Annotated in this window: 20 protein-coding genes and 1 riboswitch; of the genes, 8 read left to right on the top strand and 12 right to left on the bottom strand. The window is 53.3% G+C overall.

The features are described 5' to 3' along the window. Positions 1-15 precede the first annotated feature (15 nt). On the bottom strand, positions 16-924 hold the full coding sequence (locus AC50Y3_RS26570) for a nucleoside hydrolase (protein ID WP_494821721.1): 909 nt from the start codon (positions 922-924) through the stop codon (positions 16-18). 59 nt (positions 925-983) lie between these two features. On the opposite strand from AC50Y3_RS26570, the gene AC50Y3_RS26565 reads away from it, so the two are divergent. Next, positions 984-2177 (top strand): FAD-dependent monooxygenase, encoded by a 1194-nt coding sequence (locus AC50Y3_RS26565; protein ID WP_494821720.1) that lies wholly within the window; start codon positions 984-986, stop codon positions 2175-2177. Here the strand turns inward: AC50Y3_RS26565 and AC50Y3_RS26560 are convergent. The 6 genes from AC50Y3_RS26560 to AC50Y3_RS26535 form a co-directional block, all read right to left on the bottom strand. Then, positions 2162-4099, bottom strand: a complete 1938-nt coding sequence (locus tag AC50Y3_RS26560; RefSeq protein ID WP_494821719.1) for a beta/alpha barrel domain-containing protein — start codon at positions 4097-4099, stop codon at positions 2162-2164. The genes AC50Y3_RS26565 and AC50Y3_RS26560 overlap by 16 nt on opposite strands. A gap of 80 nt (positions 4100-4179) precedes the next feature. Then, a complete protein-coding gene (locus AC50Y3_RS26555; protein WP_494821718.1) occupies positions 4180-4878 on the bottom strand; it encodes a metal-dependent hydrolase in 699 nt (232 codons plus the stop codon). A 181-nt stretch (positions 4879-5059) separates the two neighbouring features. Further along, positions 5060-5668: a cysteine hydrolase family protein gene (locus tag AC50Y3_RS26550; protein ID WP_494821717.1), complete on the bottom strand. Its 609-nt coding sequence runs from the start codon at positions 5666-5668 to the stop codon at positions 5060-5062. A gap of 19 nt (positions 5669-5687) precedes the next feature. Further along, positions 5688-6680 carry an ABC transporter substrate-binding protein gene (locus AC50Y3_RS26545; protein WP_494821716.1) on the bottom strand — a complete coding sequence of 331 codons (993 nt, stop codon included), beginning with the start codon at positions 6678-6680 and terminating at the stop codon, positions 5688-5690. A 51-nt stretch (positions 6681-6731) separates the two neighbouring features. Continuing rightward, a riboswitch (guanidine-I (ykkC/yxkD leader) is annotated at positions 6732-6868 on the bottom strand. A 199-nt stretch (positions 6869-7067) separates the two neighbouring features. Next, on the bottom strand, positions 7068-7469 hold the full coding sequence (locus AC50Y3_RS26540) for a nuclear transport factor 2 family protein (RefSeq protein ID WP_494821715.1): 402 nt from the start codon (positions 7467-7469) through the stop codon (positions 7068-7070). Positions 7470-7508: 39 nt separating this feature from the next. Beyond that, a complete protein-coding gene (locus AC50Y3_RS26535) occupies positions 7509-8249 on the bottom strand; it encodes an SDR family oxidoreductase (protein WP_494821714.1) in 741 nt (246 codons plus the stop codon). Positions 8250-8417: 168 nt separating this feature from the next. Between AC50Y3_RS26535 and AC50Y3_RS26530 the strand changes: the two genes are divergently transcribed. Together AC50Y3_RS26530 and AC50Y3_RS26525 are read left to right on the top strand one after the other, a co-directional pair. Then, complete coding sequence (locus AC50Y3_RS26530) at positions 8418-8996, top strand: TetR/AcrR family transcriptional regulator (protein WP_494821713.1); 579 nt, start codon at positions 8418-8420, stop codon at positions 8994-8996. Positions 8997-9080: 84 nt separating this feature from the next. After that, the gene (locus tag AC50Y3_RS26525) at positions 9081-9359 is read left to right on the top strand and encodes an antibiotic biosynthesis monooxygenase family protein (RefSeq protein ID WP_494821712.1); all 279 of its coding nucleotides are present in this window, start codon (positions 9081-9083) and stop codon (positions 9357-9359) included. A gap of 58 nt (positions 9360-9417) precedes the next feature. On the opposite strand, the gene AC50Y3_RS26520 is transcribed toward AC50Y3_RS26525, so the two are convergent. After that, positions 9418-9741 (bottom strand): 2Fe-2S iron-sulfur cluster-binding protein, encoded by a 324-nt coding sequence (locus tag AC50Y3_RS26520; protein WP_494821711.1) that lies wholly within the window; start codon positions 9739-9741, stop codon positions 9418-9420. 166 nt (positions 9742-9907) lie between these two features. On the opposite strand from AC50Y3_RS26520, the gene AC50Y3_RS26515 reads away from it, so the two are divergent. Together AC50Y3_RS26515 and AC50Y3_RS26510 are read left to right on the top strand one after the other, a co-directional pair. Beyond that, positions 9908-10408 carry a CYTH domain-containing protein gene (locus tag AC50Y3_RS26515; protein ID WP_494821710.1) on the top strand — a complete coding sequence of 167 codons (501 nt, stop codon included), beginning with the start codon at positions 9908-9910 and terminating at the stop codon, positions 10406-10408. Positions 10409-10438: 30 nt separating this feature from the next. Then, positions 10439-11098, top strand: a complete 660-nt coding sequence (locus AC50Y3_RS26510; RefSeq protein WP_494821709.1) for an HD domain-containing protein — start codon at positions 10439-10441, stop codon at positions 11096-11098. Between the two features lie 57 nt (positions 11099-11155). Here AC50Y3_RS26510 and AC50Y3_RS26505 read toward each other — a convergent pair whose 3' ends face one another. Further along, entirely contained in the window at positions 11156-11935 is a 780-nt protein-coding gene (locus tag AC50Y3_RS26505) for an exodeoxyribonuclease III (RefSeq protein ID WP_494821708.1), read from the bottom strand. 144 nt (positions 11936-12079) lie between these two features. On the opposite strand from AC50Y3_RS26505, the gene AC50Y3_RS26500 reads away from it, so the two are divergent. After that, positions 12080-13063, top strand: coding sequence for an MBL fold metallo-hydrolase (locus tag AC50Y3_RS26500; RefSeq protein ID WP_494821707.1), 984 nt, complete (start codon positions 12080-12082; stop codon positions 13061-13063). A gap of 23 nt (positions 13064-13086) precedes the next feature. Next, positions 13087-14001: a polysaccharide deacetylase family protein gene (locus tag AC50Y3_RS26495; protein WP_494821853.1), complete on the top strand. Its 915-nt coding sequence runs from the start codon at positions 13087-13089 to the stop codon at positions 13999-14001. Positions 14002-14100: 99 nt separating this feature from the next. Here the strand turns inward: AC50Y3_RS26495 and AC50Y3_RS26490 are convergent, their stop codons facing one another. The 3 genes from AC50Y3_RS26490 to AC50Y3_RS26480 all read right to left on the bottom strand — a co-directional run bounded on the left by AC50Y3_RS26490 (position 14101) and on the right by AC50Y3_RS26480 (position 17226). Beyond that, on the bottom strand, positions 14101-14511 hold the full coding sequence (locus AC50Y3_RS26490) for a hypothetical protein (RefSeq protein WP_494821706.1): 411 nt from the start codon (positions 14509-14511) through the stop codon (positions 14101-14103). Positions 14512-14857: 346 nt separating this feature from the next. After that, on the bottom strand, positions 14858-16432 hold the full coding sequence (locus tag AC50Y3_RS26485; RefSeq protein ID WP_494821705.1) for a methyl-accepting chemotaxis protein: 1575 nt from the start codon (positions 16430-16432) through the stop codon (positions 14858-14860). A gap of 290 nt (positions 16433-16722) precedes the next feature. Next, positions 16723-17226, bottom strand: coding sequence for a DUF5946 family protein (locus AC50Y3_RS26480; RefSeq protein WP_494821704.1), 504 nt, complete (start codon positions 17224-17226; stop codon positions 16723-16725). A gap of 144 nt (positions 17227-17370) precedes the next feature. Between AC50Y3_RS26480 and AC50Y3_RS26475 the strand changes: the two genes are divergently transcribed. Next, positions 17371-18255 carry an alpha/beta fold hydrolase gene (locus AC50Y3_RS26475; RefSeq protein ID WP_494821703.1) on the top strand — a complete coding sequence of 295 codons (885 nt, stop codon included), beginning with the start codon at positions 17371-17373 and terminating at the stop codon, positions 18253-18255.

Genomic DNA, 18255 nt, shown 5'->3' with positions numbered 1-18255 from the left:
TTTTGGCGCGCTGGGTTAGAGAGGGCGGCTCTGGAGGCCGGTCATGGAGAAATAATGCTCGAAAAATCGCTCGCGATCGACGGTTGTCGCCATATCGTGGATTCCTTCGGTACTGCTTGCTTGGAATGTCATTTGGCCGAACGTGTCCCTGTGGGTATAGTCTACTTCAACGGAGCCGCGTTGGTATGTGCATAGTTGGGGTTCAAACAAACAGGCTGCGGCTAGTGGATCATGAAAGGTCATCACATGCTGTTCCAGCCAGGGGGAGCCAAAGTCCTCTACGGCCTGCATAACCGGCGTCGCGAATAAGTCCGCTTTCTCGCTCCGTTCAAGGACAAGCTGCGATGTCACATTCAATCCGAACGTGCGATGTATCGCCACCGGCGTGTTATACACGATGGCGCAGGCATGCGGGTCCATCCAGGAATTCCAATTGGCCATTGGCATATCCGGCCCGGCCTCGAGCTCCTCGGAGAATACGCCGCTCATGATGTAAAGCCCCTTCAGAAGCTTCGGAACCTCAGGATCGAGCAGAAAAAGCAGCGCGATATTGGTCAGGTGGCCAACGGCCAGCAGCATGATTTCATGGGGATGCTCGTGGATGGCGGCGCGCATGGCGTCGACGGCTTGGCTTGCTTTGAAATGTGCTTCATGCGGCCAATTGGGCAGCTTCGATGCACCGTCCGGTGTAGGATAAATGCTGCTCGGCATGATTGGATTGTCTGAACCGGCGAACACGGGGATGCTTCGATCGGCTGCTTTGCAGATGGCATCCGCAACCATGGCTCGTTTCTCGACCTCGCCGCCTACCGTTGAAATGCCAATAAGCTCACAATTGGGTTGGCCTAGCAGATAAGCTAAACAAAGCGCATCGTCGATATCGCCGCCAATGTCGGTGTCGAGCCAAACTTTAAGGGTGGTCATGGTCATTCCTCCTTGGGTATGATGGAACCAGTGATAGGAGAAGAGCGGGGGATGTATGGATGAACAACGTGTACAAGAGTGAAGCCATAGTAATCGGAGCCGGTATTGGCGGATTGTGTTCAGCACTGGCGCTGCAGCAGCGCGGGTGGCAGGTGACGGTGTATGACAAAGCTGTCGCCCTCCGGGAAGCAGGGGCGGGTATCGTGCTTGCAGCCAATGCGATGAAGGCGCTGGATCTGTTAGGTGTTGGCGTGCATGTTAGAGAAGCAGGCGCCCCGGTCATGCAAGCGGACATTCGGACATGGGACGGTAAACTGATCACGAGCCTACCTGCTACGAAGCAAGCGGCGAAATATGGCACGCACAGCTACATCATTCATAGAGCGGAGCTGCAATCCATTCTCCTGCAAGCGGTTATGGCGAAATCCAAGGTGTACACCGGAAAGCAGTGGATTCGCGGCGAACAGACGGATGATGGCGTTACGGCTGTGTTTGGCGATGGGACTCGCGAGAAGGCTGAGCTTGTTATCGGAGCTGATGGCATTCATTCTGCGATTCGAGAGCAATTATTCGGTGCAAGTCCCCTTCGGTATTCCGGCTATACTGCGCTTAGAGGTGTATGTACATTGGCAGATATACCGATTGGCGCCGTCGATGGCGGCGGATTTGAGGCATTGGGACAGGGCCGAAGGTTCGGATTCTCCAGTCTGGGCGATGGCCGCGTGTTCTGGTTTGCGGCGATTAATGCGCCGGAAGGAACCGTGCTGCCGGCGACGGAGCGACAGTCTGCGCTGCTGGACTTGTTTCGCGGCTGGTACAAGCCGGTTGTCGATGCGATCGAGGCGACAGATCCGTCGACGATTCTGGCCCATGACATCGTAGACCGAGCCCCGCTGGTTCGATGGAGCTCCGGCCGCATGACGCTGCTCGGCGATGCAGCGCACCCGATGCTGCCTAATCTGGGGCAGGGCGGCGCTCAGGCTATCGAAGATGCCATAGTGCTGGCGCGGTGCTTGGAGCAGGCGGCTGGGACGGCGTCAGTGCGTCTGGATGTGCCTGCTGCACTGCGGGCTTACGAGAAGGAGCGCAAGGCGCGAGCCTATAGAATCGTTCGCCTATCGCGCTCCATGGGGAGGATGGTGCAGCTGGAGAATGCGCTGCTCATTCGCTGTAGGAATGCGATTATGGCCGCGACGCCCGGAGCTGCTTATATGAAGCGGTTTGATCCAATCGTTGGTTATGTCGTGCGCTGAGCGGTGACCGGTGATTGCGTCAGATAAGGATAAAGTAATATTAGGCCGACTATATAGAGCAATAAGGCGAAGAAAGCAGGCGACAAGTGAACGAAGTCCGTGTAGCCAATATGCCAATGAACGGAGAAGGCAGCGAAGAATGCCGGAGTTCCGCCAATTAGAAATGTCCACCACAGCCAGCGTTCTCCTTGCTGTATTCCCCATAATGCCATCGTGAGCAGCGCCAGCGCATCAGAGAAGAGCGCACCGCCGAACCCGGCACGGTCATGGGCGATGAGCGGAATGAGCCGCGGATTCATGGCCGCGATTTGCTCGGATGTGAGCCCCATATAGGCTAGATCCTGCGGCACAAACACGCGAGTTACACCGAATCCGGAGATGGTGATACTGCCGATTACGAGCGCGAAACCAAGCACCACCATGCAGAATTGTCCCCACATGGCTCGCTTCCACACCCGGTCGCTGCGTAAGTTGACGGGATTGCGAAACGGTTGGTCGGGGTTAGCGCGCATACTCAGCAGAAACATAGGGAGAAGAATGAGTGCGACGACCGCATGCAGCGGATCGAAGTAGCCGTAGCCCAGATAGAGAAAGAAGCTGGCGAAACCGGTAATACCGGACACGAGCAATGCGGTTCTTGCCCAGTGCATCCCGTGCCGCAGTCCGTGTCTACCAAGCTGATAATAGAGTACGCCGATGGAAATCATCGTGCCGGCAAGCGTAATGCGGTCATGCGACATGAAGTGAAGCAGGCGGTGATTCAAATGATGCAGCATGTCACGATTGATACCGAGGTACGCTTCGTCATAAGGAAGCAGCACCGTTGTGGTCGCTATTATCCAGGCAAGCAGGCCGCCGATGATCATCCCGATGCCGAGCAAGCACATCCAGCCCCAGTGACGCCAGAAGGATTCGGACTTAGGCTCAGGAAGCTGCCGGACGCGCTCGTGCAGGATCGCTTCGTTGACCCGTTTGGGCAGTCCGGGTCCGGTATCGATGAGCCCGCCATGCAGCAGGATGTAGTCGGCGCCAGCGGCCATGAAGTCCAGGGCGTCCTGTGGGTCATAGACGCCGCAGGATGCTTTGAGCACGAAGTGCTGCGGGCCCAACCGGCGAAGCAGGGTAAGCTTCGCCGTGCAAGACTGCTTATCTGCAGGCTTGACCGTGAACCCGCCGTCACTTGCGCGGGCTTCGCCCACAACGGCGCCGCTCCACGCTGCGAAATCAATGGAATCGAGCACGAGTTGAAGCGTGTGATCTGCTGCGTCATGCGGGATATAAAGGAACAAGCGGTTATCCGCAGCCGCTTCGGATACCGCGATCAGTTGGAGCAGCGCGACCATGTGTTCAGTTGATGCCGGCTGCTGCAGAATATCAAGATAAAAGCCTGCCGCGCCGGCCTTTCGCAGCTGCCCGATCATGGTCAGCAGCTGATTGAGCGACTGCTCCGGCGTACTCCCCGGCAGCGGCAGCAGTCTTGCAAACTGCGGCAGCTTGTGGCCGGGTTTCGCAATCCGCGATGCTGCTTGGGCTGCGCCGTCATTGTCTGCATAGAACGGATAGGTGATGCTTCGCTCCTCTTGATTGAGCAGAATGGGCGCCGTGCTTGCGATATGAAGGGGCACAGTTGTAATCGGCCCGATCTCCATAAACCCCAGCCCGAACTGCGCCATAGCCCGATGGGCGGTGCCCGAAGGATCAACCGTGCCTGACAGACCGACAGGCGTGATGAAATCGACGCCGTTTGTGTGGCTGCGGAGTAGAGGAGCGGGTTCCATATGCCCCAGCGTGCGAATGACGAAGGAGCCCAGCGGCAGGCGGCTCAAGGTGCCGATAGCGCCAAGAGTGACGGAGCGAGCGAGCCGATTCGGAAGCCGCCGCAGCAAAGGAAGAAACAACGTTTTATACGACCAATCCGGCATACGCTCACTCCCCAATACATTTTAATTATAAGAGGTACCTGCTACCGCACATGCGCCGCGTGCCAAGCTAAAACCCGGAACTAACGGCCTTCAACCTCAAGCTCGTCACCCGGTGCCATGACGCGGCCTTTGAGTCCGTTTTCTTCAAGCTGCTGCACGAACTTCTCCGCGTCCTGCTTAATAGGCGGGAATGTGCTGTGGTGGATTGGCACGGTCAGCTTCGCGTTATACCATTTTGCGGCTTGAAGCGCATCTTCCGGTCCCATTGTATAGTGGTCACCGATCGGCACGAAAGCGACATCGATGTCATAGCGGTCTCCAATCAGCTTCATATCGCCGAATAGCGATGTGTCTCCGGCATGCAGGATGGTGAGGCCTTCCGCGAATACGAGGAATCCGGCAGGCATACCCGCATACATGATTTGTTTCGTTTCCATATCGACGATGCCGGAGCTGTGAAATGCTTGAATCATTTTCGCTTGCGCGAATCCGAGATCGACCGTTCCGCCCATATTCATTCCGATTGTTTTTGCGCCTTGCCAGGACATATAGGTAGCAAGCTCGACAATGGATACAATCGGTGCATCGTTGGCAATCGCGACCGGAGCGGCATCCAGAATATGATCTTGATGGGCATGAGTCAGCAGCACAGCGTCGGTTTTCAGCGCTTCCGGTTTCATGACAGCAACAGGGTTGCCGCTAAGGAAGGGATCAATAACAAGGGATTTATCGCCGGTGCTGATTTGGAGGCAAGCATGGCCATGGAAATGGATTCTCATCTAATAGATCGCTCCTTCGATTCAATAATTGGTACATCTTCCATAGTGCCAGATTATGGAGCTGGAAGCAATTTGAAGGCAGGGAGTTCGGCTGCTTTTACAAGAAGCTAATAAATACAGAGAGCGGCTCAGCCGCAATAATAAAAGCCCTGCCTCAATAGAGGCAGGGCATCTGATTGGGTTAAACCGTCACCCGCTGCTCCAGCAGGGAGATAATCTCGGCAGAGTTGGTTTTCGACGCGGTTTGCAGGTACTCGATTGCGTTAAGCGAGGCTTGATGCGCTTCGGGGCTGGACCCTCTGACGCAGTCATGGAGCACGCGAACGTAATAATCATGCTGATGCGCGTCGGCGCAGGTGTAATGCACGCAAACATCCGTTAGGAAGCCGGTAACAAGCAGCGTCTCCACCTTCAGTCCCTTCAGCAGAATATTGAGATCGGTGGAGAAGAAACAGCTGTAACGGCGCTTGCCGATGGAATACTCGCCCTTGGCAGGCTTCAAATAATCAAGAAATTCAACATCCTCAGACCCTTCCAAACAGTGGATATCCTCAACGCCCTCCAGCTCACGGCCGAAATCAATCAGATCGACGCGATGCAGCTCTTGGAAGAAAATAACCGGAATGCCCGCCTGCCGCGCAGTTTCCAGTACCTTTCCGATATTGTCGACGGCCGTCTGCGCGTCGAAGATCGGAATAGGCGTTTTCTCAGGTGGAAGCAAGGAACCCTTGGTCACATCAATAATTAATAGTGCGGCTTTTCCGACGATGGTATCGATTTTCTTCTTCATGAGCAATCACTCCCACTGATTATTTGAATAAAAAGGAATCCAGAATGTCGTCCGCTTTGACTTCCTTGTCGATCAGCTTACGTTCGAAGAAGAAGGAGGAGTACTCTTCAGTCCGGGCTTTAAGCGTGCTGTCTTTGCCCGTCAACATCGCTTTGACTTCATCTTGCTTCAGCAGTTTGACGCCGCCCATCATGGCTATGACTTCATCTTTGGTCGTTTCCAGCTTCTTGGCCGCAATGTCGGCAGCCTCGTCGGTGTTGGAATAATAGAAAGCCGTGCCTTTATCGATCGCGGCAACCAGGTTGCGAAGTGCCCGTTCATGATCGTCGATCATCGCTTGAGGAGTCATGACACCATCGACAATAAGATCAGGTGCATCCTTCGTGGAGTAGAGCAGGTTACCGCCTCCTGTTAAGGCTTCGGAGAGATAGGGCTCCCAGGTTACGGCTGCGTCGACTTGGCCGGCGATAAACAGCGGTCCGGTTTGTTCGGGCGAGACGTTGGATAACTTCACATCCTTCTCGCTTAACCCGGCAAGCTGCAGCGCATGATTGAGCAGAAAGTGGTTCACCGTTCCGATCGTAGCCGCTACAGTTTTCCCTTTGAGGTCCGCGATCGTTTTAATATCCTTCGAAGCGACGATGCCGTCTGCCCCCATGGATAGATCCGTGAAGCTAAATACCTTCAAATTCTGATCCTTCAGCTCATTGGTCTTCACCATCACGGCCGTATCCAGAGTTGTGAGAGCCACATCCACGTTGCCGCTGATTAAGGCTTGCGTTGCTTCGGTAGGGCTTGGGAATTGAATAAGCTCAACCTTCACGCCGGCTTCCTCGAAGAAACCTTTGCTTTCAGCAACAAACAGTCCCGCACTTCCGACCCAGAGGTTGTAAGCGACCCGCAGCGTAATATCATCTTTCTCCGAACCGGATGTGGATGTGCTGCAAGCGGAAAGCGTTAGGGCAGACGTCAGCATGATCATGAGCAGCAGAAGCGGTAATTTCGTTCTCATCTCAAACCCTCCTCTAAACTAAATAAAACCCGGGAGAATAGATGGTATCTACTCTCCCGGGTTTTTATCCCTCCGTGTAGCTGATGCAGCATCAGCCGCTTCCTCTCGGACCAAACCCAATCTAATTGTCAGGTTATATTACGTTAAAACCGAACATTTAGGTTGGCGGAACCCTAGAAAGCTGTTTCTATGTAGTTGTTAGTTTGAATTGTAGCCTACGGACGATTTATGTGTCAATAAACATTACATATAATTCAAAAATTAATTAAATTTACCGATATATATAACGCGAATGTAACATAATCCGATCGATGTGCAGTTCAATACAGAAAGAAACCGATTACTGGACCTGGGGGTCTCATGAATCGGTTTCTTTTAGCTGCTGTTCTACGGCATAACAGCAAGCGAATCCATATAGTCTCTCCAGTAAACGATTTTTCGGTCTTTAATCGTAACTATTGAGCAAAATCTATTATCGTAAGGCTTACCGGAGTTAGGTTGGATTCCGTGGACCTGATACTCCATGACGATAATATTTTCTCCCTGCACTTTATAAGTCTTAAGGTTGTCGGCTTTATTTAGCTTCACACCATAATTACTAAACCAACTCATAAATCTCGAACGGTCCATCCGATTTGGAAATCCAGGAATGTTATATATAAAATCAAATACTGCATCATTCGCTACTGCATCCCAAAAGTGTTCCCCGTCAACTTCGCCTTTAAGTCCATCCATAACGATGTTAAAAAAGGGTTCGGCATTCGTAAATCCAATAGGCTGCTTTTCCATGGTACACTCCTTTCGATTACAGAGGTTTCAAAGAACGAGTTAAGCGAACATCGTAGGCCTAACGATAATCTCGCCCACGGAGACGTCGTCGGGTTCGTTGATCGCGTATGCGATCGCTTTGGCAATACTATTTGGAGAAATCGCCTGATCGAGTATCGATTCCGCGTACGCTCTTATCTCGGGATTGCTGATAGTGAGGTACAACTCGGTTCCCGTAAATCCGGGGGAAACGATTGTCGAACGAATGCGGCTAGTCTGCGATTCTTCCTTGCGCAACCCTTCCGAAATGGCTCTTACCGCGAATTTGGTACTGCTGTAAACGGCCATCGTCTCGTGGACCTCGTGTCCGGCAATCGAAGAAACGTTGATGATATGTCCGGATTGTTGTTCCCTCATGATCGGTAATATGGCGGCGATGCCGTACAGAACGCCTTTGACGTTGACGTCGATCATTTGATCCCATTCATCGACTTTCAAGTCACGCAGATAGGAATTCGGCATAACGCCGGCGTTATTGACCAACACGTCGATGCGTCCGTATTTCGCAAGAGCAAACTGCGCAAGCAACTGCATGTCTTCTCTTGAGGTTACGTTGGTTTTCAGATACGCGGCGGAACCGCCTTCCTGTTCGATTTCCTTCGCGATCGCCGCAATTCGCTCTTCCCTTCTTGCCGCCAAGACGAGCTTCGCTCCTTGTTTGGCCAGCAGCCTCGCCGCCGCTTCCCCGATTCCGCTGGATGCTCCCGTTATGATGACGACTTTGGATGCTGTGTTGTTCATTTTCGTCTCTCCTCTATTTATAATTTCAACAGGTGTTGATTAATTTACCGTTGTTGATTATTATTATAGGGGTTTTGGATATTGGCTCAATCGTTAATCGTCGGCGGTTTGTTTCATAAACGACGATCGACCGGAAAGTGTTTATTATCCGAAGGAGGGTTCCCCAAGATGGGAAACGAAACGAAGACGGACAGACGCGTCTTGAAAACGAAAGAAGCGATCAACACAGCGTTTCTCGAACTCTTCTCCGCGAAACCGTTCGAACAAATCACGATCAACGAGATCGCCGACCGGGCAAACGTGAACCGAGGAACGATTTATCTGCATTATTTGGATAAATACGATCTGCTGGATAAGAGCATCGAGCATCATTTGGCCGACATGTTTACGAACTGCAAACGAGACAGCTCGGACGGCGAACCGATCGATCTTATCGGCTCCTTGCTTCCGATTTTCTTCTATATTGAGAAGAACTTCCTGTTTTTCTCTTCCATGCTGGCCAACAACCGAGCTTCTCTGTTTCGCGAGCGGATGCTGCGGATCATGGAAGTCAATCTAAGGGGAAAGCTGAAAGGTCGTTCCTCCGTCCGGGATATCGATAAGGAATTAACCGTTCAATTCATGTCTTCCGCTTTCTACGGCATGGTGGAATGGTGGATCGTGAATCGGATGCCGCATCCCCCCAGCTATATGGCTGAGCAAGTATGGAAATTGTTCGAGAAGTACGACGTTTACCTCATCAGTTAAACGAGACATCGCTGGACAGTCGGGAATGGGACAATGTTCTTGACTTCCGACAACAAAATAAGCCGACAGGGAGGCAAAAAGTTTATGTTCGTTCATATGTCGATCCACCATCCAAAGCCGGGTAAAAGTGAGGACCTAATTGCTTCCATGCACCGTTTCGGAAGCGCGCTTGAAGGAGCAGCCGGTTTAAGAGAGGTGCACACACTGCAGGACAGCCGTACCGGCAAGCTAATCGGATTGGCGATTTGGGAATCCGAGGAGGCGTTTCGGGCAGGCGTGAATGCTGCGCGTTCAGCCGTTGAGAACGATCCGTTCGAGGATTGGGAGGACGCGTCGGAAGGGTTTTGGCTCAGCAAGGTATAGCTTGGGAAATGAAAATGGCGGCGCCGGACTCGTGGCACCGCCATTTCTGCATTTCGGATTAATCCTGCGGACGAGTACCCGGCTCTAAACCTGTCGAAGTGGCGGTCTTGAGCGGATTCACGGTGAGATCACCATGTACCCGAATTTGGCAGGAGAGGCGGATATTCGGTTCTGTGATCCCTTTTGCCTGTCGAACGGCCGCCTCGGCCTCGCCCATTTCCCCGGCATCCCCGGCTAATACCTCGACGCTGCAGGTGGTACACTTCGCATTGCCGCCGCAGCGGTGCAGAATATCAACCCCATTGTCTTCGAGCACGAGGACAAGTTTTTTGCCCTCTTCTGCTTCGAATGTACCTCTTCCTTGAACTTGAACAGTTGGCATCGTAATCCCTCCTTCCCTCATCGTTGCCATATTGCCGCCTGTTATACAGAGGAGTCAGCGCATAAGCATTTGCTTATTTTTGCAGAACGTATAACATAGTTACACGCGGACAGCTATACTAGTCGTATTGGATTCCAAGCAGTCTACCCCGTAAGGAGATGTCGTTATGCCTTTAGAAATTGAACGCAAGTTTTTGTTGACCGAATTCCCGGAGGGGCTTATTGGCACCGGCGAGTTGCTGAGGGTGTCGGAGCATCGGATCGAGCAGACTTATCTGGCACTTGATGGCCCGCAGGAGCTGAGAGTCCGCAGAATTGTTGATCTCGCAACGGATGAGGTGAGCTACACGCATACCTTCAAATCCGGCCATGGGTTGGCGCGCGAAGAGGTTGAATACAGCATCTCGCAAGGGATTTACGAACAGGTTATCCAAGCCTTCGGGGCTGTTCCCCTGACGAAGAACCGCCTTACCGCACATTGGGGCGATAGAGTGGTGGAGATTGATATCTATGATCAAATTCAGCTGATGGTGCTCGAGGTAGAGTTTGATTCCGAAGAGGCAGCTGTGGCGTTTGAACCTCCCGTTTGGTTCGGCAAGGATATCAGCACAGAGAAGCAATACAGCAATAAGAAGGTTTGGCGCGAGCTGCAAGAACGCAGCAACTAATACGAAGTCGTGAAAAAGGTGGTTGTGAACATGCAGCGCCAACTTGGCGAGAAGCAGCACGTGATTGAAGAAGCGGAACGGTTCGCGCGAGCCGAGCTGGAGCATGATGCCACCGGCCATGATTGGTGGCATGTGCACCGCGTCGTACAAATGGCTGAACGGCTCGCCCTGCGGGAAGGTGCGGATGCGGAAATCTGTATCATTGCGGCCTTGCTGCATGATGTGGCAGACGAGAAGCTCAACGATTCTAAGGAGAGCGGCCTGCGTAAGGTGAGCAGCTGGCTGGCTAGCCAAACGCTGACAGAAGAGGAGCAGGCGCACATTATGGAGATCATCGCCACGATGTCGTTTAATGGCGGTACGAACCCGCCGATGCGGACGCTGGAGGGACAAGTGGTGCAAGATGCGGATCGGCTCGATGCGATCGGGGCCATTGCGATTGCGCGATGTTTTCTCTATGCGGGCTGGAAGGGAGATCCCATCTATGACCCGAAGCTGCAGCCGCGCGATGAGATGAGTCCCGGTGAATATCGCAAAGGGAAAAGCACGGCGATTAACCATTTTCACGAGAAGCTGCTGAAGCTGAAGGACAGAATCAACACGGTCTCGGCCAAAGAAATTGCCGAGGAGCGGCACCGGTACATGGCGGAATATGTAGAACGGTTCATGCAGGAGTGGAATGGAGAATAGCGTGGGGAAATAAGAAAGCCGGGTGTTCTCCGCGAGGGAGAAAGCCCGGCTTTTCGTTTATTTTGCTGCTGCAGTGGTGCTTAATTCGCCTGTCGTTAACACAACCGGGCAATGGTCGCTGCCCATGATGTGGCAGTCGATTTGCGCATCGGTCAGTGCCGGCGCAAGTCTGGAGGAAACCAGGAAATAGTCAATCCGCCACCCCACGTTCCGCTCTCTGACCTTCGGCATGTAGGACCACCATGAGTACACATCAGCGAGGTCCGGATAGAAATAGCGGAAGGAGTCGGTAAAGCCCGACGCGAGCAGGTCGGTCATTTTGCCGCGTTCCTCGAGCGTGAAGCCTGAGTTGCCCATATTGGGCTTCGGGTGCTTCAAGTCGATCTCTTCATGGGCGACATTCAGGTCGCCGCAGACGATGACCGGCTTCTTCGCATCGAGCTCCAGCAGGTAGTTCCGGAACCGATCCTCCCACTCCATTCTGTAATCGAGCCGTGCCAGATCGCGTTTGGCATTCGGCGTGTACACGGTGACGAGGTAGAAATCATCAAATTCCAGCGTAATAAGGCGGCCTTCGGGCTCATAATCCTCTTCCATGCCATAGCGCACGGATAGCGGTTTGATTTTCGTGAAAACAGCCGTACCGGAGTAGCCCTTCTTCTCCGCATAGTTCCAGTAGCTCTCGTAGTCGTCACCAAGCTCAAGCTCGATCTGGCCCGCCTGAAGCTTCGTCTCCTGCAAGCAGAAAATATCCGCATTCATCTCCGTAAAATAATCCATAAACCCTTTGTTCACACAGGCGCGCAGCCCATTTACATTCCATGAGACCAATTTCATCGGTTCGTTCTTCTCCTTGCTGCTTATCGAATGAATTACTACCAGTTTAGCACAGATGGCTGCGCTCATGGTGGCTGGGTACCGCTTTGCACTATAATGGGAATCATAAGGATGAATTGGACAATAGAAGGGGCATGATCGCAGATGGCTTCCACCCGGCAAAACAATAAATTCGTCAACGCCATAGAAACTAAGATGGATATGAGCTTCAAGGCGATCGTCAGCATGCTTCGGGATCAGTTCAAAGGCAACCCGAACCGTCAGCCGGCGCAGGCGATTCCGTATAAAAAGCTGTCGCTGCCGGCTCAGCCTCAGGCAGAAGGCTTGCAGGTGACGTGGTTTGGGCATTCTGCGTTTTTGCTCGAGATCGAAGGAAAACGGCTGCTTTTTGATCCGATGTTTGCGGATTCGCCTTCTCCGGTAGCGCTGTTCGGAGGCAAGCGCTATAGCGGCGGCCTTCCGCTGCAGGCGGAGGATTTTCCGGCTATCGATGCGGTCATTCAGTCGCATGATCATTATGATCATTTGCATGAGGGCACGATTCGGAAGCTGAAGGACAAGGTGGGCCGTTTTATCGTCCCGCTCGGAGTAGCGAAACGGCTTCGCAAGTGGGGCGTAGATTCTGCGAAAATCTCGGAGCACGATTGGGGCGATGAGCTGCAGCTGGCCGGGCTTACGCTTGCGTGTATGCCGGCGCGGCACTTTTCAGGCAGAGGGCTGTTCGATCGGAACCGTACGCTGTGGTGCTCGTGGGTGATCGCAGGGAAGCGCAACCGGGTCTTTTATAGCGGGGACAGCGGCTACGGGCCGCATTTCAAAGAGATCGGCACGAAGTACGGCCCATTCGATCTGACGCTCATGGAGTGCGGTCAATACGATGAGCGCTGGGCGGCGATACATATGATGCCGGAGGAAACGGTGAAGGCGCATAGCGATGTAAGGGGGAAGCTGTTGATTCCCGTTCATTGGGGTGCTTTTACGCTGGCTTACCACGATTGGACGGACCCGGTTGAGCGTGCCGTGAGAGCAGCTCATGCACAGGGCGTTAAAGTGGCAACACCACAGATCGGAGAAACCGTTACCGTAGGCAGTGCGGATTATCCAACTGCTGCTTGGTGGCGGGGATAGTGTCCTTGGAGGGGGAGAACGTGATGAAAGGGAAGTATCTCGTCATCAATTGCGATGATTTTGGCCAAAGCGCGCCGATGAATGCGGCCATTATGCATTTGCTGGAGGAGCGGCGAGTGTCGTCGGCAACGATCATGGCGCCGGCGCCCGGCTTCGAGGAAGCGGCGGCTTGGTGCAAGAAACGCGGGCAGTCCAATATCGGGCTGCACCTGACGCTGACCAGCGAATTCGATGCGCTTCGATGGGGGAGTTTGACGGGCCATCCATCGCTGCATGATGCGAGCGGGCATATGTATCAGACTGTTGAGGCGTTCGAGCGAGGTGCGAATACAGCGGCGGTCGTGCAGGAGATGGATGCTCAGTATGAGCGGGTGCGCCAAGCGGGCATTGCCATTACGCATGCAGACAACCACATGGGCAGTCTGTACGGCATAGCGACCGGCCGCAGCCACATTCCGCAAGTTCTGATGAAATGCGCCAAGTGGAAAGTGTCGTTTCGATTGTTCCGCCACGTTCATCCGGAGGATATGATGGCCGCTGTTCCCGGCGTGGAGCGTGCCGTCGGCAAGGCTTCGGCGCTCGCGGGCACGCTCGGCGTAGCGATACCGGACTATCTCTTGTCGCATCCTTTCGAGGTGGAAGAAGGAGAAACATACGAGTCCTTCAAACAATCCATCATCGCCAAAATGTACCGCCTACCCGAGGGCATCAGCGAAACGTATATCCATCCCGCTGTAGAGGATACCGCCATGCTGGCGGCGATTCCCCACTGGGAGAAGCGGGTGTGGGAATACCGGCTCATGCTCGATGACGATATGCACGCTGCATTGAAGGACGTGGGCGTCACGCTGACGGACTACACTTTCATCCATCAGCATGGCCGCGCATCGCGCCTTCGCTCCGTCTGGGCGCTCGGCGCGGAGCTGCTGCGCAAGTAGCGGTCGCCGGTGGGCGACGCTAGTGCTGGCGAGCGGGAGTTCGCTAGGTGCGGGTGGCTCGTAAGGCGCGGGGAGGAGAAGTTCGTTAGTCGCGAGTAGCTACAGATGCGCCGGCAAGAGAGTGTAGGGGATGAGTAGCTCGTAGGGCAACACATTGGCGGGAACCGAGCGGACATGGCGGAAGAGTAGCTCGTAGAGCAACACATTGGTGGGAATCGAGTGGAAATGGCGGAAGAGTAGCTCGTAGAGCAACACATTGGTGGAAAACGAGTGGAAATGGCGGAAGAGTGGCTCGTAGGACAACACATCGGGTGGAACTGAGCGGAAATGGCGGAAGAGTAGCTCGTAGAGCAACACATTGGCGGGAATCGAGCGGAAATGGCGGAAGAGTAGCTCGTAGGGCGACACATTGGTGGAAAACGAGTGGAAATGGCGAATGAGTAGCTCGTAGGGCGACACATTGGTGGAAAACGAGCGGAAATGGCGAATGAGTGGCTCGTAGAGCAACACATCGGGTGGAACTGAGCGGAAAGGTGGGGGAATAGCCCGTCAGGAGAACTACACTGGAGCTAACTCGGCGACATGCTGCCGAAGCAGGAAGTACATGGTTGGTAAGTGTGAAGTTGAGAGTTCGATTTCCGTACTCTCAGCTTCTTCTAGCTTGTTCGAGCTCGTGTAGCACATTGGAGCGAATTCGGCGCAACGAGTTCATGTAGCGCACTATGAGATCTACATCGGAGCGAATTTGGCGAAACAAGCTCATGTAGCGCACCAGGAGAGCATTTCAACTACTCTCTAAACGCACAATAAAGGCCGGGTTCCATTATGGAACCCGGCCTTTTCGCAAACGGCTCTGTTAGATACGGAATCGCTTGACCATCGTGTTGAGCTGATACGCGAGCGAGCCGAGGGACTGGGAGGAGCTCGCCGTTTGCTGGGCGGCTGCGGCGGCTTCTTCACTGATGGAAGCGATGGATTCGATCTGCTTCATGACTTCTTGGGACTGCGACGCTTGGCTGACACTCGAGGATGCGATCTCTTTGGTCTGCTCAGTTACCTCACCCACTCGAAGCACAATGCTGCCGAGCGCGTCACCGGCTTGCCGGTAGAGCGTTTCGGTAGTCGACATCGCCTTTACGCTCTCATGCGTACTATGCTGCATCCCCTTGATAATATCGGCGATCTGCTTCGTGGCTTCGCCGCTGCGTTCAGCCAGCTTGCGCACTTCGTCTGCCACGACTGCGAAGCCGCGCCCTTGGTCGCCAGCCCGTGCCGCTTCGATTGCGGCATTCAGCGCGAGCAAATTGGTTTGCTCGGCGATGTCGTCGATGACACCAATGATGTTGCCGATTTGATTCGAATCCTTCTCCAGCTCATTCATTCGCTGCGATAGTAGATTCATGCTGCTGAGGGATTCTTGCACCGTTTTGCCGCAAGCAATGGCATCTTTGTTGGTGTTGATGGTGAGCTCGGTCGCTTCCTTGGCACGCTGCGAAACGGTGCGCACGCCTTCCGAAAGTTTCGTAACGACCTCCGAAGCCGTCTGTGCCGACTCGGCTTGATACATGTTCCCTCTGGCTACTTCATCGGTTGTCGCGGAAATTTCTGAAGCGGCTACCGTCACGGCTTCGGCGGATGTCAGCACCTGGCTGATCAGCTCCCGAAGTCCATTTGCCATGTTATCGATGGATTGCGTGATGGTGCCAAGCTCGTCCTTATAATGCTGGGCTAGATCATCGCTATGAAGATTACCTTCGGAAACCTGCTTCACGCGATGCAAAATATGATCGACAGACTTCGTAATTCGCCGAATGATGCCAAAACCGGTCACCGCAATAATTAACACACAAAGGGCGATGATGATATAGATAAACACATGCATGCTCTCGTTGGTCTTCTGAATCAGCTTTGCTTGCGTAATGGCGGTCGTGTCGAGAAACTCACCAAGCTCATTCAAGCTCTCTCTGGCCGTGTCGAAATCAGCGATGTCGCTCGTACCTGCAGCGGTCTTATCGGACCAAGCGGCGAAATGAGTATTGAACCGATCAAGGTTCTGCTGAACGGTTAATTTGGATTGCTCATGCGTTTCGGCCAAAAGCCCGTTCTCGGTCAGGATGCTACCGGCACTTCCGACCCGTTCCGCGATTTGCCCGATATTATCGCTCAAATCTTGCTGCTGCTTCTGCAGTTCATCATCGGCCAAATGACCGTGTTCAATGGTTTGATAAGCCACCAGTGCTTGGTACATGTCGCGGTCAGCATTAAGAATCAGCGAAGTGGTTTGCGCACTGACGTCGTACATCATTGTTTTCATGTGACTCAAATCGGCATTATTTCTCTGAATCAAGTAAAAGCAAACAACAACAAAGAGCACTAACGGAATGGCAAGCAGGCCACTCAATTTCTTCTTTAACGAAATATTATTCAGCATCCGGACAACCCCTTTGTCTTGGTCCAAGCCAGCTTTGGCAGCTTTAGAGCCCATTATAGAGACAAGGTGTTTAGGAAGTTTGACAGTAAATGTTTAAATTGTGTTTGATTTTGAGCAGGTCGCTCATAAACAGTCGTATATTTGAGCCGCGCTACAGGGAAAATAGTAAAACTATGAACAAGAACGCGAGTTCATCGTGGGCAGCGTATCTATGAATCACCCGGGCACAGGCGCAAAATTAGAAAGGGTCCCTTCTAAGCAGCAGCTGCTTGGAAGAGACCCTTTTTTGGCTATTCGGCATGAAGGACGGGCTGAGCGGCTTCCTTGACCCAATCATGGGCGTGCGCCCAGCTGTTCCAAACGGCGTGAACCCATTGGTGAATCATCGCATCTCGAGGTTCACCGGCTTCCGCATGGAGCACTTCTTGAATCGTAATGGCTGCACTCGTTTGCGGCGGGGCGAGCTCGGGCCATGCGATCTTTTTACGGCCTAACTCCATATGTGCTTGCTGCACCTGTTTACCTGTAAACCCGTGCTCTACGACCAGATAGAGACCAATCAGCGAGAAGGCTGTCGTAATGGGACGAGTGATTCCGCCGGAATGCTGCGCGCCATAGGAGTCCAGTGCTAACTGATGAATGAATTCGGGCTGTCCGTGTGACGTCGTGTAATAAGATAATTGATTGAACAGCTCCATACATTCGCCGGTTGCATGAAAGCGCGAGGGTTCTGCAAAATACTGATTGGGCAGCATCAGACCGCACCCGGGACATTTGACGATGGATTGTTTCATGGACATTCCGCCTCCTCTAATCGATAAACTGCGTCCGCTGCATAATCAAGCTTCGGCAAAATGAATCCCATCAATCTACATAATCGGCTATACGACGGACAACACAACACAACACGATGAGCATAGAGAGGAGAGCAGCACGGGATGAAGAAGAACAAGAAAAGCTATACCCTTCTCAGCACCGTTTCCAAGGATGGAACTGTCATCGGATACAGACAGTCGGGTCATGGCCCTGGGCTTGTCGTCATTCATGGCGCCTTCGTATCCGGACATGAATACGAGAAGCTGGCGCAGGAGCTCTCCGACACGTTTACCGTCTTTGTCGTTGATCGGCGCGGTCGCCTATACAGCGGGCCGCAGGGGATGCAGTACAGCATTGAGAAGGAATGCGAGGATGCCTTGGCCGTTCTTCAAGCAACGGGGGCTCCCTATGTGTTTGGCCACAGCTTTGGCGGATTGATCGCACTGGAGCTTGCTCGAACTGCCCAGCCCATGATGGCGAAACTAGCCGTGTATGAACCGGCTGTTTCGGTCGACGACGAGTTTCCTTCCGATTGGATGGCCGACTATAAGCGGCAAATGGAGAAGGGCAAAGACTTGGATGCCTTCATTACCTTCCTCAAAGGAATCGGAACGACGGAGCAGATGGTTAAACTGCCGCGTTGGCTCATCAAGCTGATGCTGCTTCCTTCCCTGCTATTCCAGGAAGGGCGTAAGCTTCGCGATAAATTGCCGACGCTCATTAAAGAGATGGATGAGGTGTTCCGCCTCGACTCCACTTTCCAAAACTACAGCGCCATTCGAATAGACACCCTCATTCTGGCCGGCAGCACTAGTCCTGCATTTCTGCTCAAAGGCGCAAGCGCGGCCGCGGCTGTCATTCCGAACGCATCGTACTCCGTAATGGAGGGACTTGGTCATAATGCGCCGGACTTGTTCAACCAGAAGGAGATTGCCGAGCGATTGAAGCGGTATTTTGGCGGAGAAGGGCTGCCAATGAACAAAAGAACCTCGGGCAGCTCGCTGTAA

It is taken from the genome of Paenibacillus sp. J22R98 (assembly GCF_059383835.1).
The sequence above is the reverse complement of the archived record's forward strand: the minus strand, read 5'-3'. Positions and strand labels throughout refer to the sequence as shown.

Bases quoted from the DNA above. Each gene is read 5' to 3' on its own strand.
- AC50Y3_RS26555 (WP_494821718.1), bottom strand. From the start codon at position 4,878: ATGAGAATCCATTTCCATGGCCATGCTTGCCTCCAAATCAGCACCGGC.
- AC50Y3_RS26565 (WP_494821720.1), top strand. From the start codon at position 984: ATGAACAACGTGTACAAGAGTGAAGCCATAGTAATCGGAGCCGGTATT.
- AC50Y3_RS26550 (WP_494821717.1), bottom strand. From the start codon at position 5,668: ATGAAGAAGAAAATCGATACCATCGTCGGAAAAGCCGCACTATTAATT.
- AC50Y3_RS26515 (WP_494821710.1), top strand. From the start codon at position 9,908: ATGCCTTTAGAAATTGAACGCAAGTTTTTGTTGACCGAATTCCCGGAG.
- AC50Y3_RS26520 (WP_494821711.1), bottom strand. From the start codon at position 9,741: ATGCCAACTGTTCAAGTTCAAGGAAGAGGTACATTCGAAGCAGAAGAG.
- AC50Y3_RS26485 (WP_494821705.1), bottom strand. From the start codon at position 16,432: ATGCTGAATAATATTTCGTTAAAGAAGAAATTGAGTGGCCTGCTTGCC.
- AC50Y3_RS26525 (WP_494821712.1), top strand. From the start codon at position 9,081: ATGTTCGTTCATATGTCGATCCACCATCCAAAGCCGGGTAAAAGTGAG.
- AC50Y3_RS26535 (WP_494821714.1), bottom strand. From the start codon at position 8,249: ATGAACAACACAGCATCCAAAGTCGTCATCATAACGGGAGCATCCAGC.
- AC50Y3_RS26495 (WP_494821853.1), top strand. From the start codon at position 13,087: ATGAAAGGGAAGTATCTCGTCATCAATTGCGATGATTTTGGCCAAAGC.
- AC50Y3_RS26530 (WP_494821713.1), top strand. From the start codon at position 8,418: ATGGGAAACGAAACGAAGACGGACAGACGCGTCTTGAAAACGAAAGAA.
- AC50Y3_RS26570 (WP_494821721.1), bottom strand. From the start codon at position 924: ATGACCACCCTTAAAGTTTGGCTCGACACCGACATTGGCGGCGATATC.
- AC50Y3_RS26510 (WP_494821709.1), top strand. From the start codon at position 10,439: ATGCAGCGCCAACTTGGCGAGAAGCAGCACGTGATTGAAGAAGCGGAA.
- AC50Y3_RS26480 (WP_494821704.1), bottom strand. From the start codon at position 17,226: ATGAAACAATCCATCGTCAAATGTCCCGGGTGCGGTCTGATGCTGCCC.
- AC50Y3_RS26540 (WP_494821715.1), bottom strand. From the start codon at position 7,469: ATGGAAAAGCAGCCTATTGGATTTACGAATGCCGAACCCTTTTTTAAC.
- AC50Y3_RS26475 (WP_494821703.1), top strand. From the start codon at position 17,371: ATGAAGAAGAACAAGAAAAGCTATACCCTTCTCAGCACCGTTTCCAAG.
- AC50Y3_RS26500 (WP_494821707.1), top strand. From the start codon at position 12,080: ATGGCTTCCACCCGGCAAAACAATAAATTCGTCAACGCCATAGAAACT.
- AC50Y3_RS26505 (WP_494821708.1), bottom strand. From the start codon at position 11,935: ATGAAATTGGTCTCATGGAATGTAAATGGGCTGCGCGCCTGTGTGAAC.
- AC50Y3_RS26545 (WP_494821716.1), bottom strand. From the start codon at position 6,680: ATGAGAACGAAATTACCGCTTCTGCTGCTCATGATCATGCTGACGTCT.
- AC50Y3_RS26560 (WP_494821719.1), bottom strand. From the start codon at position 4,099: ATGCCGGATTGGTCGTATAAAACGTTGTTTCTTCCTTTGCTGCGGCGG.